A 16837-nucleotide genomic window follows, 5' to 3' on the forward strand; every position below is an offset into this window, starting at 1 on the left:
AGAACAGCGCACGAGATCTCCGTCGAGGCGGGCGGCTTGCCGTCGAGGGGTTGACCGCGGAATTGCCGGATGGATAGGCTCCTGACTGTTCGCTACAAAATGAATCGTTTCATCAAAGAGGAGAAACGCGTGCGACCCAACTTCCGCAGTGCCGCGGCCGGTGTGCTCATCGCCGGTTCGGTCTTCGCATCAGTGCTCACCGCACCACCGGCTCCGGCCGTCGCGGCGACGCAACAGACCGATCGAGTCGCCGTCGGGGCGCTCGAGGCCAACTCGGCCGCCAACCCGATCGGCATCCCGCTCACCGCCCCGAGACTGAGCTGGCAGCTCACCTCCGGCAGTCGAGGTGCGATGCAGTCCGCCTACCAGGTTCGAGTCGCGACGAGCGAGGGCGGTCTGTCTCAACCCGACGTCTGGGACAGCGGCAAGGTCGCATCGGATGCCTCGGTCGACGTGCCGTTCGGCGGCACCGACCTCGAGGCGGCGACCGAGTACGCCTGGCAGGTGCGCGTGTGGGACGGTCGCGATCAGGAATCGGAGTGGAGCGACGTCGCGACCTTCGAGACCGCGCTCGCCGGGGCCGGAGACTGGGCCGGCGCCGACTGGATCGGCGCCGACACGTCGATCCCGGCCGAGTGGACCGACTCCACGATGACGTTCACGGCGTCGAAGATCTCGGGCGCGCTCGGTGTGTACTTCCGCGGCCGTGACAGCGGCAACGCGTACATGTGGCAGCTGAGTCAGAGCGAGGGCTCGCTCCGCCCGCACGTGAAGACCAACGGCGGCTTCGCCGTGCTGCCGGCGACGCCGTTCCCCGCCGGGTTCGACTTCGCCGCCGAGCACGAATACGCGATCACCGTCGACGGCACGACCGTCGTGACGAAGGTCGACGGCGTGGTGCTCGACTCGCGCACCGTCACGGCGCACACCGCGCCCGGGCTCGTCGGCTTCCGCACGAGCGGCGCTGAGACCGGCCTCGTCTCCGATGTGAAGGTCACGTCCGAATCCGGCGAGGTGCTGGTCGACACGACGTTCCCGTCGGGCGACCGCACCTTCACCTCGGGCACGGTGGCCGACGGCAAGCTCCTCGTCGCGGGCAACACCGAGCCGTGGTTCGCCTTCGGCGCCGACGTGCCGCTGCTCCGCACGGAGTTCGACGTCGACAAGCAGGTCGAGTCCGCGCGCATCTACGCCGCCGCTCGCGGCGTGTACGAGCTCGAGCTCAACGGCGAGCCGGTCGGCGACCAGCAGCTCGCCCCGGGATGGACCGACTACAACACCCGCATCCAGTACCAGAGCTACGATGTCACCGAGCAGCTCGAGGCCGGCGGCAACGCGCTCGGCGCCGAAGTGGCGAACGGCTGGTACGCCGGCAACGTCGCGATGTTCGGCGACTCGGTCTACGGCAGCGACACCTCGCTCATCGCCCAGCTCCGCATCCGGTACACCGACGGCTCCGAGCAGCTCATCGCCACCGACGACGGCTGGCGCACGACGAACGGTGCCACGACCTCGGCCGACCTGCTCGACGGCGAGACGTACGACGCCCGTCGTGCCGCATCGCTCGGAGACTGGTCGGAGGCCGGCTACGACGATGGCGAGTGGTCGAAGGTCGTGAAGCGTCCCTCGGCGACCACGAAGCTCGAGCCGCAGATCGACCCGCCGGTGCGCGTCACGCAAGAGCTGGCGGCGACCGAGCTGCCGAGCCCCGCCGACGGCGTGCACGTCTACGACCTCGGCCAGAACATGGTCGGCCACGCACGGGTGACCCTGAAGGGCGAGGCCGGGCAGACCGCCCGCATCCGCGTCGCCGAGGTGCTGAACGCCGACGGCTCGCTGTACACCGCGAACTTCCGCGGGGCGAAGGCGACCGACTATTACACCTTCGCGGGTGACGGCGCCGAGACGTGGGAGCCGAAGTTCACCTTCCACGGCTTCCGCTACGTCGAGATCACGGGGGTCGCCGAGGCGCCCTCCGCCGACGCCATCACGGGCGTCGTCGTCGGCACCGACAACGACTCCACCGGGACCCTCGAGACCTCCTCGCCGCTCGTGAACCAGCTGCAGAGCAACATCGTGTGGGGCCAGCGCGGCAATTTCCTCTCGATTCCGACCGACACCCCGGCTCGCGACGAGCGCATGGGGTGGACGGGCGACATCAACGTGTTCGCCAACACGGCGAACTACAACATGGACTCGCAGCTGTTCCTGACCAAGTGGCTGCAAGACCTGCGCGACACGCAGAGCGCCGACGGCGCCTTCCCCGGCGTCGCACCGGTCGTGCCCGGACGGTTCGACGGCGGCTACGGCCGGGCCGGATGGGCCGACGCCGGCGTGCACGTGCCGTACTCGCTCTGGCAGGCCTACGGCGACACGCAGATCCTCGTCGACAGCTACGACTCGATGAAGCGGTACGTCGACTACCTCGACGCCACGTCGACCGGCCACATCCGCAACGTCGGCGGGTACAACGACTGGCTGAACCTCGACGACGACACCCCGGCGACCGTCATCGACACCGCCTTCGTCGCGAAGGGCACGCGCGAGTTCGCCGAGATGGCGGCGGCGCTCGGTCGCGACGACGACGCCCAGCTCTACATGGAGCGCTACGAGGCGATCAAGGCGGCATACGGTGCGGCGTTCGTGGGCGCAGATGGCACGGTGCGGGGCGACTCGCAGACCGCCTACATCCTGACCATCACGAACGACCTGATCCCGGCCGGGCTCGAAGAGCAGGTCGCGGCGCAGTTCGTCGAGACGCTCGAGCGGCGGAACAACCACCTGTCGACCGGCTTCCTCGGCGTCGACGGACTGCTGCCGGCGCTCACCGAGATCGGGCGTACCGACATCGCCTACACCCTCCTGCAGAACACCGACTACCCCTCGTGGGGCTACGAGATCGGCAAGGGCGCGACCACGATCTGGGAGCGCTGGAACTCGATCATGCCCGACGGCACCTTCGGACCCGTCGAGATGAACTCGTTCAACCACTACGCCTACGGCGCGGTCGGCGAGTGGATGTACCGCACCATGGCGGGCATCTCGGCGCTCGAGCCGGGCTACCGCAAGGTGCTCATCGCCCCCGAGACGGGCGCCGGCATCGATCACGTCGCCTCCTCGGTCGACACCCCCTACGGCACGGTCGCGTCGAGTTGGCGAACGGATGCCTCGGGCGCCGTGCAGCTCGACGTCGCCGTTCCCGCGAACACGACCGCCGAGATCCGCATCCCGGCCACGAGTCGCTGGGCCGTCACCGAGGGCGGTGAGCCCGCGGCATCCGTGAAGGGCATCGACTTCGTGCGGTACGCCGACGGCCACGCCGTGTTCGCGGTCGGGTCGGGGGAGTACGCGTTCGCGCAGAACGTGACGCTCGGCCACCTCGGCGACACCCGCGACGCGGCGTCCGCGACGGAAGACCAGGTGGCGGCTCTGCACGCAGACGGCGCCCTGACGGCGTCGCAGGCGGCGACGCTCGGCAAGCTCGCCGACGCGTTCGACAGTCGTGCCGGCAAGACCTGGAACGCCTTCGTCGACGCGAAGGAGGGTCGCGAGCGCGACGTCCGCACCGCGGTCGCGGCGCACAAGACGCTGAGCGCGATGCAGGCGATCACCGCAACCCTCGATCGCGAGGTCGCGAGCGGCGCACTCGCGGTGGAGACCGCCGATTCGCTCCGGGCGATCCTCGCACCGGCTGCCGAGAAGCTGGCCGCGGCATGCGCCGCACTGGCCGGCGCGTCGGTCTCGCTGACGACGCCCGCCGCTGGGAGCTTCCCGGGCGACGTGGCACGTGCCGAGATCGTCGTCGACGTCAGCGGCAAGAAGAAGCTGAGCGATGTCGTGGCCGAACTGACCTCGGCAGACGGATGGACGGTCACGGCCGTGCAGGCCGACGGCGAGCGAAAGTACGGCCCCGGCTCCTCGGCGACGTTCGCGTTCGACGTGGCGATTCCCGCCGACGCCGCCCCCGGCGGGTACGGCCTCTCCGGCACGCTCGGCTACGCATTCGACGGCACCGAGGTGAAGCTGCCCCTGGCGGCGCAGCTCATGGTCGCCGCGCCCGTGACGGTGGGGGCCGTCACGGTCGAGCCGGCGAGCGCGCACCCCGGTGAGGTCGTCGCGGTCGCGGTCGACCTCGCGAACGTCACGACGAGCGAACGCTCGGGCTCGGTGCGGGTGAAGGGACCCGAGGGCTGGGGCGAGTTCGAGGTGCCGTTCACGATGGCCGGCGGTGGATCCGCCCGGGCGAGCGTCGACGTCACCGTGCCGTACACGGTGACCGGAGGCGCCGCGGTGCTCACCGCGGCCGTCGGCTCCTCGGCCGAGGAGCGCGGCACGGCCACGCTCGCGGTCGGGCTCTCGAGCACGCCGGCGGTCGTCGTCGATCACGTCGACCTCGGTCTCGCGGCCTCCGAGCAGGCGCACGGGCTGACCGCGTCCGAGCACTCGGGTACCTCGGTGGAGGCGGGGCTCACCCGTCGATACACGCACACGTCGTACCCGGGCGGCTGGTTCGAGTTCGACGTCACCGTGCCGGCCGGCGAGCCGTTCGTGGTTCGCGCGGTCGAGACCTTCGACGCGGCGCGGCAGAAGAGCTACGACGTCTCGGCCGACGGCCAGACGGTGTTCGAGCAGCGGTACACGCGCACCGAGGGCGGGGCCGGCACGATGAGCTACCAGTTCGTCGTCGACGACTCGGCCGCCACGGCCGACGGCACGGTGCGACTGCGGTTCCAGGACGTCGACGGTGCGTACGACCCCTCGATCGCGGACGTGTGGATTCTGCCGGTCGCCGGCGGGCTTGATGCCGCCGAGAACGTGCTGGCCGGTTCGGCCGTGACGGCTCGCACCAGCCTGCAGGCCGGGCCGGGCTGGGGCACGGCGAACCTCGTCGACGGCAAGCGGGAGAGTCTCGCGGGCGGCGCGAAGGGGTACACCTCGAACGGTCCCGACCGGTCGCAGACGGGGGTCGACCAGTGGCTCGCCTTCGACCTCGGTGCGCCGAAGGCGCTCAACACGGTCGTGCTCTACCCGAGAACCGCGACCGCCGACGACACGGCCGGCGACGGCACCGACGGTGCGCACTTCCCGAAGTCGTTCGCGGTGCAGGTCAGCGATGACGGCACCACCTGGACGACGGTGCGAGAGGTGACCGGGCAGGCCGACCCCGGCCCGCGGCCGCAGACGTACGGGTTCGACGCCGTGCAGGCGCAGTACCTGCGCGTGCTCGTCACCGAGCTCGGTCGCCCGACCGTGGAGGAGGGCCGCCTCGGGTACTACCGACTGCAGCTCGCCGAAGTTCAGGCGTTCGAGCTGCCGTAGCTCGAGTGCCGTAGCGCGCACGACGAAGAACGGGCGGCCCCGACGGACCGCCCGTTCTTCGCGTTTGCGGCACTCGGTGCCGCTGTGCAGTTGTTTTGACAAAATCAAAACAACTGCTACGCTCGAGACATGAGCACGAACGCCACCGACGAACGCGAGCAGCTCGCTGCACGCCTCCGCGGTGCCGGGCTCAAGGTCACCGAATCGCGGCTCGCGGCCTTCGGCGCGTTCCGGCCGGGCGAGCACCTCGACGCCGACGAGGTGCACACACGTGTCGCCGCGGCGTTGCCGACGACCTCTCGGCAGGCGGTCTACGGGGTGCTCGGCGCGCTCGCCGAGCAGGGGCTGCTGCGCAAGATCGAGCCGGCCGGCTCGCCAGCGCTCTACGAGACCCGCACCGGCGACAACCACCACCACCTCGTGTGCACGGGCTGCGGCAAGGTCTTCGACGTCGGCTGCGTGGTCGGCGAAGCCGCGTGCCTCACGCCGAGCGAGACGCACGGCTTCCACATCGCCACCGCCGAGGTCACCTTCTGGGGCCTCTGCCCCGAGTGCAGCGCGAGGAGCGCGAGCAGCGTGAGCAGCGCGCCGAACTGAGCCGAGGCCGGCCCGAGCGGCCCGAGCCGGCGGCACCCGCCCTCGACATTCCCATCCCGCGCCGGGTCGACCCGGCGCGCCCCGAAACTCGGGCGCATCCCCACGTGCGCCCCGTCGGCCCTGCCGGCGACGCCAGAGAAGAAACGAAGAGAGAAGGACGCCATGTCGGAACCCACCACGACGCACACCACGACGCAGACCGGAACCCCGGTCGCCAGCGACGCCCACTCCCTCACGATCGGCGCCGACGGCGCGACGGTGCTGCACGACCGCTACCTGGTCGAGAAGCTCGCCCAGTTCAACCGCGAGCGCATCCCCGAGCGCATCGTGCACGCGAAGGGCGGCGGCGCGTTCGGCCGCTTCGAGGTGACGGCGGATGTCTCGGCGTACACGCGTGCCGCGGTGTTCCAGCCCGGCTCGACCGTCGAGACCCTCATGCGCTTCTCGAGCGTCGCCGGTGAGCAGGGCTCGCCCGACACCTGGCGCGACGTGCGCGGCTTCTCGGTGAAGTTCTATACGACCGAGGGCAACTACGACATCGTCGGCAACAACACCCCCGTGTTCTTCATCCGCGACGGCATCAAGTTCCCCGACTTCATCCACTCGCAGAAGCGCCTGCCGGGTTCGGGCCTCCGCGACGCCGACATGCAGTGGGATTTCTGGACGCTCTCGCCCGAGTCGGCCCATCAGGTCACCTACCTCATGGGCGACCGCGGTCTGCCGAAGTCGTGGCGCGAGATGCAGGGCTACGGTTCGCACACCTACCAGTGGATCAACGCCGAGGGCGAGAAGTTCTGGGTGAAGTACCACTTCCGTTCGCAGCAGGGCGACCTGCACCTCGACGCCGAGAGCGCCGAGGCGATCGCCGGCGCCGACGCCGACTACTACCGTCGCGACCTGTACGAGGCGATCGAGGAGGGCAACCACCCGAAGTGGGACCTGCACGTGCAGGTCATGCCCTACGACGACGCGAAGACCTACCGGTTCAACCCGTTCGACCTCACCAAGGTGTGGCCGCACGCCGACTACCCGCTCATTCCCGTCGGCACGCTCACGCTCGACCGCAACCCGCAGAACTTCTTCGCCGAGATCGAGCAGGCCGCGTTCTCGCCCGCGAACACGGTTCCCGGCATCGCGATCAGCCCCGACAAGATGCTGATGGCGCGCGTGTTCAGCTACCCCGACGCGCAGCGGTACCGCGTGGGCACGAACTACAACCAGATTCCGGTGAACGCGCCGCACGCGGCATCCGTCGCCAATTATTCGCAAGACGGCGCACAGCGTCACGCCTTCAACGCGCCGACCACCCCGGTCTACGCGCCGAACTCCTTCGGCGGGCCCGTGGCCTCGGCTGAGGCCGCCGCCGAGGGCGGCTGGGAGAGCGACGGCGAGCTCATGCGCGCCGCCTACACGCTGCGCTCGGACGACAGCGACTTCGGCCAGCCGGGCACGCTCTACCGCGAGGTGTACTCGGCCGAGGCGAAGGCGCGACTGCAGGCGACGCTCGCCGGCCAGGCGGCATCGATCACGATCGACGAGATCCGCGAGCGGTTCTTCCAGTACTGGGCGAACGTCGACGCCGAGCTCGGTGCCGCGCTGCGTGCCGCGCAGGCGACGGCCGTCGCGGAGGCAGAGGGCGCCGCGGCGTAGTCGCTCGCTCGCATGACACCTGCGGGCCCGGATGCTGCGAAGCATCCGGGCTCGTTCGCGAGCGGCTGACCGGATGCGTCATCTCGAGTGCCGCGCCAGCGCCTCCTCGACGATCTCGGCGGCCTCGGCATGCGCCCGCTCGCGATCGGCGGCGACGAGCCCGATGCGGGTGCGCCGGTCGAGCACGTCGTCGACGTCGAGCGCCCCTTCGGCGAGCACCGCGAACTCGATCTCGGCGCGCGTCACGTCGAGGCCGGTTGCGATGCGCTCGGCCGGGTCGGCACAGTGGGCGAGGTCGAGCACAGTGGATGCCTCGGCGCCGAAGCGTGCGACGAGGGAGTCGGGCAGCTCGGGGCGGGCGTCGGGGCGGGCGTGTGCCGGCGTTGCCCCCGGTGCGCTCGCCGGGGGAACCGCCGAGCCGGGCGCCCCCACGAGGGCGAGCGTCGCGGTGCGGCAGCCAGGGTCGTCGAGGCCGGCGTGCCGGCACGCGAGGTCGACCGCGTCGCGGGCCATGGCCCGGTAGGTCGTGAGCTTGCCGCCGAGCACGTTGAGCAGGCCCGCCTCCGAGACGGCGACGTGGTGGCGGCGGGAGATGTCGGCGGTCGAGCCGTCGTCGCCAGTGTCGATGAGCGGGCGCAGCCCGGCGAAGGCGCCGAGCACGTCGTCCCGGTCGAGCGGGCGCTCGAGCGCTGCCGAGACGGTACGCAGCAGGAAGTCGATCTCGGAGTCCTGGGGCACCGGCACGTCGGGCACGGGCCCGGGCGCGTCCTCGTCGGTCAGGCCGACGACGACGCGGCCGAGCTGCTGCGGCAGTGCGAAGACGAAGCGACTGATCGAACCGGGGTGCGGCACGGTGATGGCGGCAGCGGGGTGCCCGAGCGCTGCGGCGTCGAGCACGAGGTGGGTGCCCCGGCTCGGCCGCATGCGGATGCCGGGGTCGAGCTCGCCGGCCCAGACGCCCGCGGCGTTGACGACGACGCGTGCGCGCACCCGTACCGAGCCGCCGCCGAGCGTGTCGTCGAGGGTCGCGCCGTCGGCGGCTGCGTTCGAGACGCGCACCCGCGTGAGCACGGTCGCGCCGTACGCGGCGGCCGTGCGGGCGAGTGCGACGACGAGCCGGGCGTCGTCGACGAGCTGGCCGTCGTGCGAGAGCACTCCGCCTCCCAGGCCTTCGCGGCGCAGGGCGGGGGCGAGCCGCAGAGCCTCGTCGCGGCCGATGCGGCGCGGGTGTGCCAGCACGTCGCCGGGCGTGCGGGCGAGCATGCGCAGGCCGTCGCCCAGGCCCATGCCGATGCCGCCGAACACGCGCTGCTTCGCGGTGACGGCCGGCACGAACGGCAGCAGCTGGGGCAGGCTCCGCACGAGGTGCGGTGCCACGCGCGTCATCAGGATGTGCCGTTCCACCGCGCTCTCGCGGGCGACCGCGACGTCGCCCGTGGCGAGATAGCGCAGCCCGCCGTGCACGAGCTTCGAGCTCCAGCGGCTCGTGCCGAACGCGAGATCGTGCGCCTCGGCGAGCACGACCGAGAGCCCGCGGCTCGCGGCGTCGAGGGCGACGCCGGCCCCCGTGACCCCGCCACCGATGACGAGCAGGTCGACCGGCTCGCTGCGCGCGGCGAGCGCGTCGAGCTCGCGAGACCGCCGGCTGCCGTTCAGCGCGGGGGAGTGCTCCGCGCCGGGGCCGGTGCGGGGCCCGGTGCGGGGCCCGGTGCGGGTCAGGGGCGGAGGTGTCCGTCGAGTGCGTGCCAAAGTTCGCTGCTCCAATGCGGCTCGTCGATGAGGGCGGAGACGGTGTTGTGCGAGAGGATCGCCGACTGGGCGATGAGCAGGAGCATGACGGCGAGGTCGCTCGGGTTGCCGGCGCGCACCGATCCGCCCCGCTGGGCATGCGCGATGGCGACGGCCAGCCACTGCAGGATGACGCGCTGGCTCTGGCCGATGCGCTGCAGCGTGTAGCGCGTGAAGACCTCGGGCTCGCGTTCGAGCAGCCGGCCGTAGACGGGGTCGGTGCGGAACAGCTCGGAGAACCGCATCACGTCGCGCACGATGTCGGCCCGTGACTGCGCGGGCTCGGGGAACTGCTCGATGAGCGACACCGTCGCGCGCAGCAGCGCGGCGCGCACGATCTCGTCGGCACCCGCCCAGCGGCGGTACACCGTAGGCCGGCTGACCCCGGCGCTGCGGGCGACCTCGGCGACGGTGACCCCGCCAACTCCGCGTCCGACGATGAGCTCGACGGCCGCGTCGAGCATGCGCGTCTCGGCCTCGTCCCAGACGGGCCGGTCGAGCAGGAGCGCTTGACGATCTTCCATGATGTGTCACACTGTAACGCATGGTCGACGGAGACACCTCCCCACATGCCGCACGCGCCGGCGACGAGACATCCATGCCGATGCGATGGAACGGCTGGGGCGACCCGGCGAAGGCGAAGGAGCTGCCGCTCGCGGTGCGGACCCTGCTGCCGATGATGCTCGGGCGTGTTCCGAAGCCCGATGCCGCTGTCGCGCTCGACGAGGTCGAACTCGCGCCGTCGGCGCTCGAGGCGGCCGATCGGGCCGCGCTCGCCGCGATCGTCGGCGACGAGCACCTCGCGAGCGACGACGAGGCCCGCATCCGCCACTCCGGCGGGCGCTCGACGCCCGACCTGCTGCGCCGTCGCGCGCGTCGACAGGCCGCCCCTGACGCAGTCGTCGCCCCGGGCGACCACGCCCAGGTCGTCGAGGTGCTGCGCTTTGCAAGCGAACGCGGCTTCGCCGTCGTGCCGTTCGGCGGCGGCACGAGCGTCGTCGGCGGGCTCGACCCCGAGCGCGGCGCCCACCGCGCGGTGATCGTGCTCGAACTGCGCCGGCTCACCGGGCTCGTCTCGCTCGACGAGACGGGCGGCGAGGCCGTGCTGCTCGCCGGCACCACCGGCCCCGAGGCCGAGCGACGGCTCGGCGCGCACGGGTTCGAGCTCGGGCACTTCCCGCAGAGCTTCCGCTACGCGACGATCGGCGGTTTCGCGGCGGCGCGCTCCTCGGGGCAGAACTCGGCCGGCAACGGCCGATTCGACGCGATGGTGACGGGCCTGCGCGTCGCCACCCCGACCGGCGAGCTCGATCTCGGCCGCGCGCCGGGATCGGCGGCCGGGCCCGACCTGCTGCGGCTCTTCCTCGGGTCGGAGGGGGCGTTCGGCGTCATCACCGAGGTGCGGGTGCGCGTGCACCGCACGCCCGAGGCGCGCCTCGCCGAGGCCTGGACCTTCCCCGACTTCGCCGCAGGCGCCGACGCCCTGCGCCGGGTCGCACAGCTCGGCACCGGCCCCACCGTCATCCGTCTCTCCGACGAGGCGGAGACCGGCGTCTCGCTCGCCCAGGTCGGGCGCATCGGCAAGGCGCTCGCGAAGGGCGCGAGCGCGATCACGATCTTCGAGGGCGACGCCGAACTCGCGGCCGAACGGCAGGCGCGCACGGCGCAGGTGCTGCGCGAGGCGGGCGGCGTCTCGGCCGGACCCGCGCCTGCCGAGGAGTGGGTGCACGGGCGTTTCAACGCCCCGTACCTGCGTGACGCCCTGCTCGACCACGGCGTCTTCTGCGAGACCCTCGAGACCGCGACCACGTGGTCGAACCTCGAGCGACTGAAGCGCGAGGTGACCGCCGCGATCACCGACGGCTTCGCCGGGCAGCGTGCCAAGTCGCTCGTGCTCTGCCACGTGTCGCACATCTACCCGACCGGCGCCGCCCTCTACTTCACGATCCTCGCGGGAGTGAAGGGCGACCAGCTCGCCGCGTGGCAGCCTGTGAAGGCCGCGGTGAACGACGCGATCATGGCGGGCGGCGGCACCATCAGCCACCACCACGGCGTCGGCCGCGACCACGCGCCGTGGCTCGAGCGCGAGGTCGGGCCGGTGGGGATGCGCATCCTCCGCGCCGTCAAGACCGAACTCGACCCCGCCGGCGTCATGAACCCCGGCGCACTGCTCGAACCCGGGAGCAACTGACATGACCGGGCACATCGCCGTGCTCGTCAACCCCAGCTCGGGCCGAGGCCGCGGTGCCGCCGCGGCGGCACGAGCCGTCGAGCGTCTCGAGGCGCTCGCCGCCGAGGTGCGCGTGTTCACGGGCGACTCGGTCGACGACACCCGGCGGCTCGCGCGCGAGGCCGTCGCGAGCCGGCCGCGCGCACTCGTGGTCGTCGGCGGCGACGGCACCCTCTCGTCGGTGCTCGATGCCGTCGTCGGTTCCGGCGTGCCGATCGCACTGGTGCCGGCAGGCACCGGCAACGACCTCGCGCGCGCCCTCGGCCTGCCGTTCGAGGCATCCGATGCCGCTTCGACGGCCGCCGAACTCGCCCTGCACGGCACGCCCCGCGCGATCGACGTCGGCGAGGTCGAGTCGGCCGCGGGCATCGTGCGCTTCCTGACCGTCGCGGCGCTCGGCTTCGACGCGCACGTCAGCGAGCGCACCAACCGCTTGACCTGGCCTCGCGGGCGCGTGCGCTACTACCTGGCGATCCTCATCGAGGTCGCGCGCCTGCGCCCGATGCCGTTCGCCGTCGCCCTCGACGGCGGCGCGATGCAGGCCATGCCCGGCACCCTCATCGCCGTGGGCTCGACGCGCAGCTACGGCGGCGGCATGCCGGTGTGCCCGGGTGCCGACCCCGCCGACGGACTGCTCGACGTCACGCACGTCGCCCCGCTCGGGCGGTCGAAGCTCGTGCGCCTCTTCCCGCTGCTGCTGCGCGGCACGCATGTCGAGCGCGCAGAGGTGACGATCGCACGGTCGCGGTCGGTCGAAGTGGATGCCCCGGGGCTCGTGATCTACGCCGACGGCGAGCGCGTCGGTTCGGGGCGCGCGACGATCAGGGTGGTGCCGGGCGCGCTCACCGTGTTCGTGCCTGCCACGGGCGGCGCGGCCGTCGCCGCAGCGACCGGCCACGAGGCATCCGCATGACCGCCCCCGCCTTCGACCACGACGTCGTCATCGTCGGCTCGGGCTTCGGCGGGTCGGTCGCGGCCCTTCGACTCGCCTCGAAGGGCTACCGCGTGCACGTCTTCGAGGCCGGCCGCCGCTTCGCAGACGCCGACTTCGCGAAGACCTCGTGGAACCTGCGACGCTACCTCTGGGCGCCCGCGATCGGATGCTTCGGGGTGCAGCGCATCCACAAGCTGCCGCACGTCATGGTGCTGGCCGGCGCCGGCGTCGGCGGCGGATCGCTGAACTACGCGAACACGCTGTACGAGCCCGGCGCGTCGTTCTTCGAGGACCGGCAGTGGCGCGGGCTCGCCGACTGGCAGGCCGAACTCGCCCCTCACTACGCGACGGCCAAGCGCATGCTCGGCGTCGTGCCCGAGTACCCGCACTCGGGCCCCGTCGAGCAGATCATGGCGGATGCCGCGAACGACCTCGGGGTCGGCGACACCTTCCGGCGTGCGCCCGTCGGGGTGTACTTCGGTCGCCCCGGCGAGACGGTCGCCGACCCGTTCTTCGGCGGCGACGGGCCCGATCGCACCGGGTGCACGCTCTGCGGCAACTGCATGGTCGGCTGCCGAGTCGGCGCGAAGAACACGCTCGCGAAGAACTACCTCGCGCTCGCCGAGCGACTCGGGGTGACGATCGAGCCGCTCCGCACCGTCGTCGAGGTGCGCGAACGACCGGCCGGCGGCTTCACCGTGACCTCGGTGCGGACCGGAGCATGGTTCGGCCGCGACCGCCGCACGGTGAGCGCCGAGCAGGTCGTGCTCGGCGCCGGCACGTGGGGCACGCAGCAACTGCTGCACCGCATGAAGGACTCGGACGCCCTGCCGGGGCTCTCCGACGCGCTCGGGCGACTCACGCGCACGAACTCCGAGGCCCTCGACGGCGCGGTCGCGGTGTCGGTGCCCGAGGGGCTCGGCCTCGCGAGCGGCGTGGCGATCACCACCTCGTTCCACGTCGACGAGCGCACACACGTCGAGAACGTGCGGTACGGGCCGGGGTCGAACCTCATGGGCATGCTCGCGACGGGGCTGGTACCCGGTGGTCGACCCCTTCTCGCTCGGCTCGGGGCGTTGATCGGGGGTGCGCTGCGGCATCCGATCACGACCCTGCGCGTGAGCTCGCTGCGTCGCTGGAGCGAGCGCGGCATCATCGCGCTCGTCATGCAGACGGCCGACAACTCGCTCACGCTCTCGCTGCGCCGCCGTTTCGGGCGCCCGGTGCTCACGAGCGCCCAAGGCGAGGGCGAGCCGAATCCCAGCCACCTGCCGGGGGCGCATCTCGCGGTGCAGGCGATCGCCGCGCGCATGCAGGCGGCCGGCGGTGTGCCGGCGTCGGCGCGCGGCTCGTGGCCCGAGGTGTTCGGCATCCCCCTCACGGCGCACTTCCTCGGCGGCGCGGTCGTGTCGGGCTCGCCCGAGGCGGGCGTCATCGACCCGTACCACCGCGTTTGGGGCCACCCGGGCCTGCACGTCGTCGACGGCGCGGCGGTGCCGGCGAACCCCGGCGTGAACCCCTCGCTCACGATCACCGCGATGGCCGAGCGGGCGCTGTCGTACTGGCCGCGCCGCAGTGCCGCCGATCAGCGGCCGACGCAGGAGGAGCTGCTCGGGCGCGGGTGACGGCCACGGCCCCGCGACCCCGCCCCGTCGCCCTCTCCCGCCCCGCCGCGCTCTCCCGCCGTGCCGCGCTCTCCCGCCGTGCCGCGCTCTCCCGTCCCGCCGCGCCGCTCCTCACTCCACCGAATCGCCAGAAAACGCGCACATCGTGGCCCGCGAAGCACGGTTTCGGGCGACTCGGTCGCCAGGTTCGGATGCTCGGGGGTCAGCGCGCGCCGGACCGGTCGGCGAGCACCCGCGTGACCCGATCGACGGTGTCGTCCGGGAACCGGAAGAGGCCGCGCGCGCGAACGCGCACGACATGCCACCCGAGGTCGTGCAGCCGGTCGAAGCGTGCGATGTCGTGGTCGTACTGGCGGGTGCTCGTGCGGTGCTGGTCGCCGTCGTACTCGACGGCGACCTTGACCCGCGGGTAGGCGAGATCGACCCGCGCGACGAATCCGCCGTCGGCTCCGATGACCACGAAGTTCAGCTCGGGCTCGGGCAGCCCTGCGCGCAGCAACAGGAGTCGCAGCAGGCTCTCGGGCCGCGACTCGGCGCCGATGCGCACGAGCCTCGCGGCCTCGACCGCGAGGCGTCGGCCCCGCCCTCGGTACTTTCGGGCGGCCTCGAGCAGTTCGTGGAGTGGGAGATGCGGTCGGATGTCGCGGGGATCGAGCACCGCGGGGTCGAGTACGAGGTGGTCGCCCGCTGCAACCAGATCGTCGAGGCGCAGCGCCGTGGCGAGCTGCAACCAGGTCGACGCCGCATCGGCGACCGGCATTCCCGACCGCGTCACGACGTCGACCCGGCCGGGGCGGAGCTCATGGCCCACGACTCCGCGGGTGCGCGGCGGCCGCTCGGGTGCGAACGACGAGACGTGCAACGGCGCCGATGGGTCGAACGGCGTCGGCAGCGGGACGCCCCAGAGCCGAGCGGCGGTCTCGTGACTGAAGAACTGCCCGTCACGGAGCCGTGGGAGGTAGCTGCGGCACCGGGCGACGGGGTCGGATGCTTCGACGACGATTCGGATCCCGTGGAACGGCCGGGTGAGGTCGGAGCCGCGCAGACGCCCTTCGCCGAGCCCGGCGCTCAGGCCTTCGACCGTGGTGAACGCCCGGTCGCGCAGCGCGTCGGGGATCGGGATGCGTTGTGGCATCCCGTCACTCTGCCCGGCCTCGCGGCGCGGCGTCGGAGATCATCCACAGGGGGGTCGCCGAGTCACCCCGGTCGCCGAGTCGCCCCGGTCGCCGAGTCGCCAAATATCGATGGAAGACCGCGGTGCGAGAACAGTTCTTGGCGACTCGCACGCCGAGCAGGGCCGAGCAGGGCCGGGCAGCGCCGGGCAGCGCCGAGAAGGGCCGAGCAGAGGGGAACGCCGTGGCTACGCCTCGACGAGCGCCTTCTTGACGATGCTCGTGAAGAAGCCGAGGCCGTCGACGCCCGACCGCATCGCGGCGGCGGTGTCGGGGCCGAAGCCGGGCTCGACCGCGTGCTCGGGGTGCGGCATAAGGCCGACCACGTTGCCGCGGGCGTTCGAGATGCCCGCGATGTCGCGGAGCGACCCGTTGGGGTTCACGTTGACGTAGCGGAACACCACGCGGCCCTCGCCCTCGAGCCGGTCGAGCGTCTCGTCGGAAGCGATGAAGCCGCCCTCGCCGTTCTTCAGCGGAATCGTGATCTGCTGGCCCGCCTCGAACTCCCCGGTCCAGTCGGTCGACGCGTTCTCGACCGTGAGCACCTGGTCGCGGCAGATGAAGGAGCCGTGGTCGTTGCGGATCAGCCCGCCCTCGAGGAGGCCCGCCTCGGTCAGCATCTGGAAGCCGTTGCAGATGCCGAGCACCGGCATGCCGGCGTTCGCCGCGGCGACGACCTCGGTCATGATCGGGCTGAGTGAGGCGATCGCGCCGCAGCGCAGGTAGTCGCCGTAGCTGAAGCCGCCGGGCAGGATGAGCGCGTCGACGCCCTCGAGGTCGTGCGAGCCGTGCCAGAGGGCGACGGGCTCGCCGCCCGCGATGCGCACGGCGCGCTGCGCGTCGCGGTCGTCGAGCGAGCCGGGGAAGGTGATGACACCGATGCGCATGGCGGGCCCGCTCAGTGCGTCTCGCCGGCGGGTGCGCCGAAGCCGTCGGCGGTGACGGATGCCGCGTGGCCGGCCTCTTCGGCCAGCTCGACGTTCGTCACCTCGTAGTGGATGCCGACGACGTCTTCGATCACGCCGTTCGAGAGGATCTCTTCGGCGATCTGCTGCACCTGCTCGCGCAGCGCGTCGTCGACGGGCCCGTCGACGGTCAGTTCGAATCGCTTGCCGATGCGCACCGAGCTGAACCCGGTGCGTCCGGTGCGGGCGAGGGCGCCGGCGACGGCCTTCCCCTGGGGGTCGAGCAGTTCGGCCTTGGGCATCACGTCGACGACGATGGTGGGCACCGCGGTTCTCCGTCCGGTGTCGAGGGTGTGGATGCCTCGATTCTACCCGGGGCCGTCCGTTGCACCGGCACACGTGCCGTCGCACTCCCGCTGCAGCCGTGCGGCGCCGATCGGATCGTTCCGCAGAGCCAGCGCGGCCTGCCTGCACAACCTTCCATTTCCGGTCGACCGAGGGGTGTTCGAGCTCGGACCCATCCCGGAACCGTCGACGGCTCGCTGCCCGATATTGATTCATCACGCCGTTTTCAAATCAAAAACAATCAGTCAACGATCGGTTGTGTGACGTCAGAC

10 protein-coding genes and 1 pseudogene are annotated in these 16837 nt (G+C 71.9%); 6 read left to right on the forward strand and 5 right to left on the reverse strand.

What is annotated here, in order from left to right:
* Positions 1-129 precede the first annotated feature (129 nt).
* From ACWGST_RS06260 to ACWGST_RS06270, 3 genes are all read left to right on the forward strand, one after another.
* Entirely contained in the window at positions 130-5319 is a 5190-nt protein-coding gene (locus ACWGST_RS06260) for a family 78 glycoside hydrolase catalytic domain (protein ID WP_452045797.1), read from the forward strand.
* A 129-nt stretch (positions 5320-5448) separates the two neighbouring features.
* Positions 5449-5916 (forward strand): Fur family transcriptional regulator, encoded by a 468-nt coding sequence (locus tag ACWGST_RS06265; RefSeq protein WP_452045798.1) that lies wholly within the window; start codon positions 5449-5451, stop codon positions 5914-5916.
* A gap of 162 nt (positions 5917-6078) precedes the next feature.
* Positions 6079-7566 carry a catalase gene (locus ACWGST_RS06270; RefSeq protein WP_452045799.1) on the forward strand — a complete coding sequence of 496 codons (1488 nt, stop codon included), beginning with the start codon at positions 6079-6081 and terminating at the stop codon, positions 7564-7566.
* A 78-nt stretch (positions 7567-7644) separates the two neighbouring features.
* Here ACWGST_RS06270 and ACWGST_RS06275 read toward each other — a convergent pair whose 3' ends face one another.
* Both ACWGST_RS06275 and ACWGST_RS06280 read right to left on the reverse strand, forming a co-directional pair.
* On the reverse strand, positions 7645-9315 hold the full coding sequence (locus ACWGST_RS06275; RefSeq protein ID WP_452045800.1) for a glycerol-3-phosphate dehydrogenase/oxidase: 1671 nt from the start codon (positions 9313-9315) through the stop codon (positions 7645-7647).
* On the reverse strand, positions 9282-9878 hold the full coding sequence (locus tag ACWGST_RS06280) for a TetR/AcrR family transcriptional regulator (RefSeq protein WP_452045801.1): 597 nt from the start codon (positions 9876-9878) through the stop codon (positions 9282-9284). The genes ACWGST_RS06275 and ACWGST_RS06280 overlap by 34 nt, the downstream gene beginning before the upstream one ends.
* Before the next feature lie 20 nt (positions 9879-9898).
* On the opposite strand from ACWGST_RS06280, the gene ACWGST_RS06285 reads away from it, so the two are divergent.
* The 3 genes from ACWGST_RS06285 to ACWGST_RS06295 are packed head-to-tail and all read left to right on the forward strand — an operon-like array spanning position 9899 to position 14143.
* The gene (locus ACWGST_RS06285) at positions 9899-11545 is read left to right on the forward strand and encodes an FAD-binding oxidoreductase (protein WP_452045802.1); all 1647 of its coding nucleotides are present in this window, start codon (positions 9899-9901) and stop codon (positions 11543-11545) included.
* A gap of 1 nt (position 11546) precedes the next feature.
* On the forward strand, positions 11547-12497 hold the full coding sequence (locus tag ACWGST_RS06290; RefSeq protein WP_452045803.1) for a diacylglycerol kinase: 951 nt from the start codon (positions 11547-11549) through the stop codon (positions 12495-12497).
* Positions 12494-14143 carry a GMC oxidoreductase gene (locus ACWGST_RS06295; protein ID WP_452045804.1) on the forward strand — a complete coding sequence of 550 codons (1650 nt, stop codon included), beginning with the start codon at positions 12494-12496 and terminating at the stop codon, positions 14141-14143. The genes ACWGST_RS06290 and ACWGST_RS06295 overlap by 4 nt, the downstream gene beginning before the upstream one ends.
* Positions 14144-14345: 202 nt before the next feature.
* Here ACWGST_RS06295 and ACWGST_RS06300 read toward each other — a convergent pair whose 3' ends face one another.
* The 3 genes and pseudogenes from ACWGST_RS06300 to purS all read right to left on the reverse strand — a co-directional run.
* Entirely contained in the window at positions 14346-15278 is a 933-nt protein-coding gene (locus tag ACWGST_RS06300) for an endonuclease domain-containing protein (protein WP_452045805.1), read from the reverse strand.
* A 225-nt stretch (positions 15279-15503) separates the two neighbouring features.
* The gene (gene purQ / locus ACWGST_RS06305) at positions 15504-16202 is read right to left on the reverse strand and encodes a phosphoribosylformylglycinamidine synthase subunit PurQ (protein WP_452045806.1); all 699 of its coding nucleotides are present in this window, start codon (positions 16200-16202) and stop codon (positions 15504-15506) included.
* Between the two features lie 110 nt (positions 16203-16312).
* A pseudogene (purS, locus tag ACWGST_RS06310) lies at positions 16313-16546 on the reverse strand (phosphoribosylformylglycinamidine synthase subunit PurS); the annotation flags it as partial.
* Positions 16547-16837 lie beyond the last annotated feature (291 nt).

The sequence above is a fragment of the Agromyces sp. NPDC055520 genome, from assembly GCF_053619715.1.

Bases quoted from the DNA above. Each gene is read 5' to 3' on its own strand.
- ACWGST_RS06300 (WP_452045805.1), bottom strand. From the start codon at position 15,278: ATGCCACAACGCATCCCGATCCCCGACGCGCTGCGCGACCGGGCGTTC.
- ACWGST_RS06270 (WP_452045799.1), top strand. From the start codon at position 6,079: ATGTCGGAACCCACCACGACGCACACCACGACGCAGACCGGAACCCCG.
- ACWGST_RS06265 (WP_452045798.1), top strand. From the start codon at position 5,449: ATGAGCACGAACGCCACCGACGAACGCGAGCAGCTCGCTGCACGCCTC.
- ACWGST_RS06280 (WP_452045801.1), bottom strand. From the start codon at position 9,878: ATGGAAGATCGTCAAGCGCTCCTGCTCGACCGGCCCGTCTGGGACGAG.
- purQ (WP_452045806.1), bottom strand. From the start codon at position 16,202: ATGCGCATCGGTGTCATCACCTTCCCCGGCTCGCTCGACGACCGCGAC.
- ACWGST_RS06295 (WP_452045804.1), top strand. From the start codon at position 12,494: ATGACCGCCCCCGCCTTCGACCACGACGTCGTCATCGTCGGCTCGGGC.
- ACWGST_RS06285 (WP_452045802.1), top strand. From the start codon at position 9,899: ATGGTCGACGGAGACACCTCCCCACATGCCGCACGCGCCGGCGACGAG.
- ACWGST_RS06290 (WP_452045803.1), top strand. From the start codon at position 11,547: ATGACCGGGCACATCGCCGTGCTCGTCAACCCCAGCTCGGGCCGAGGC.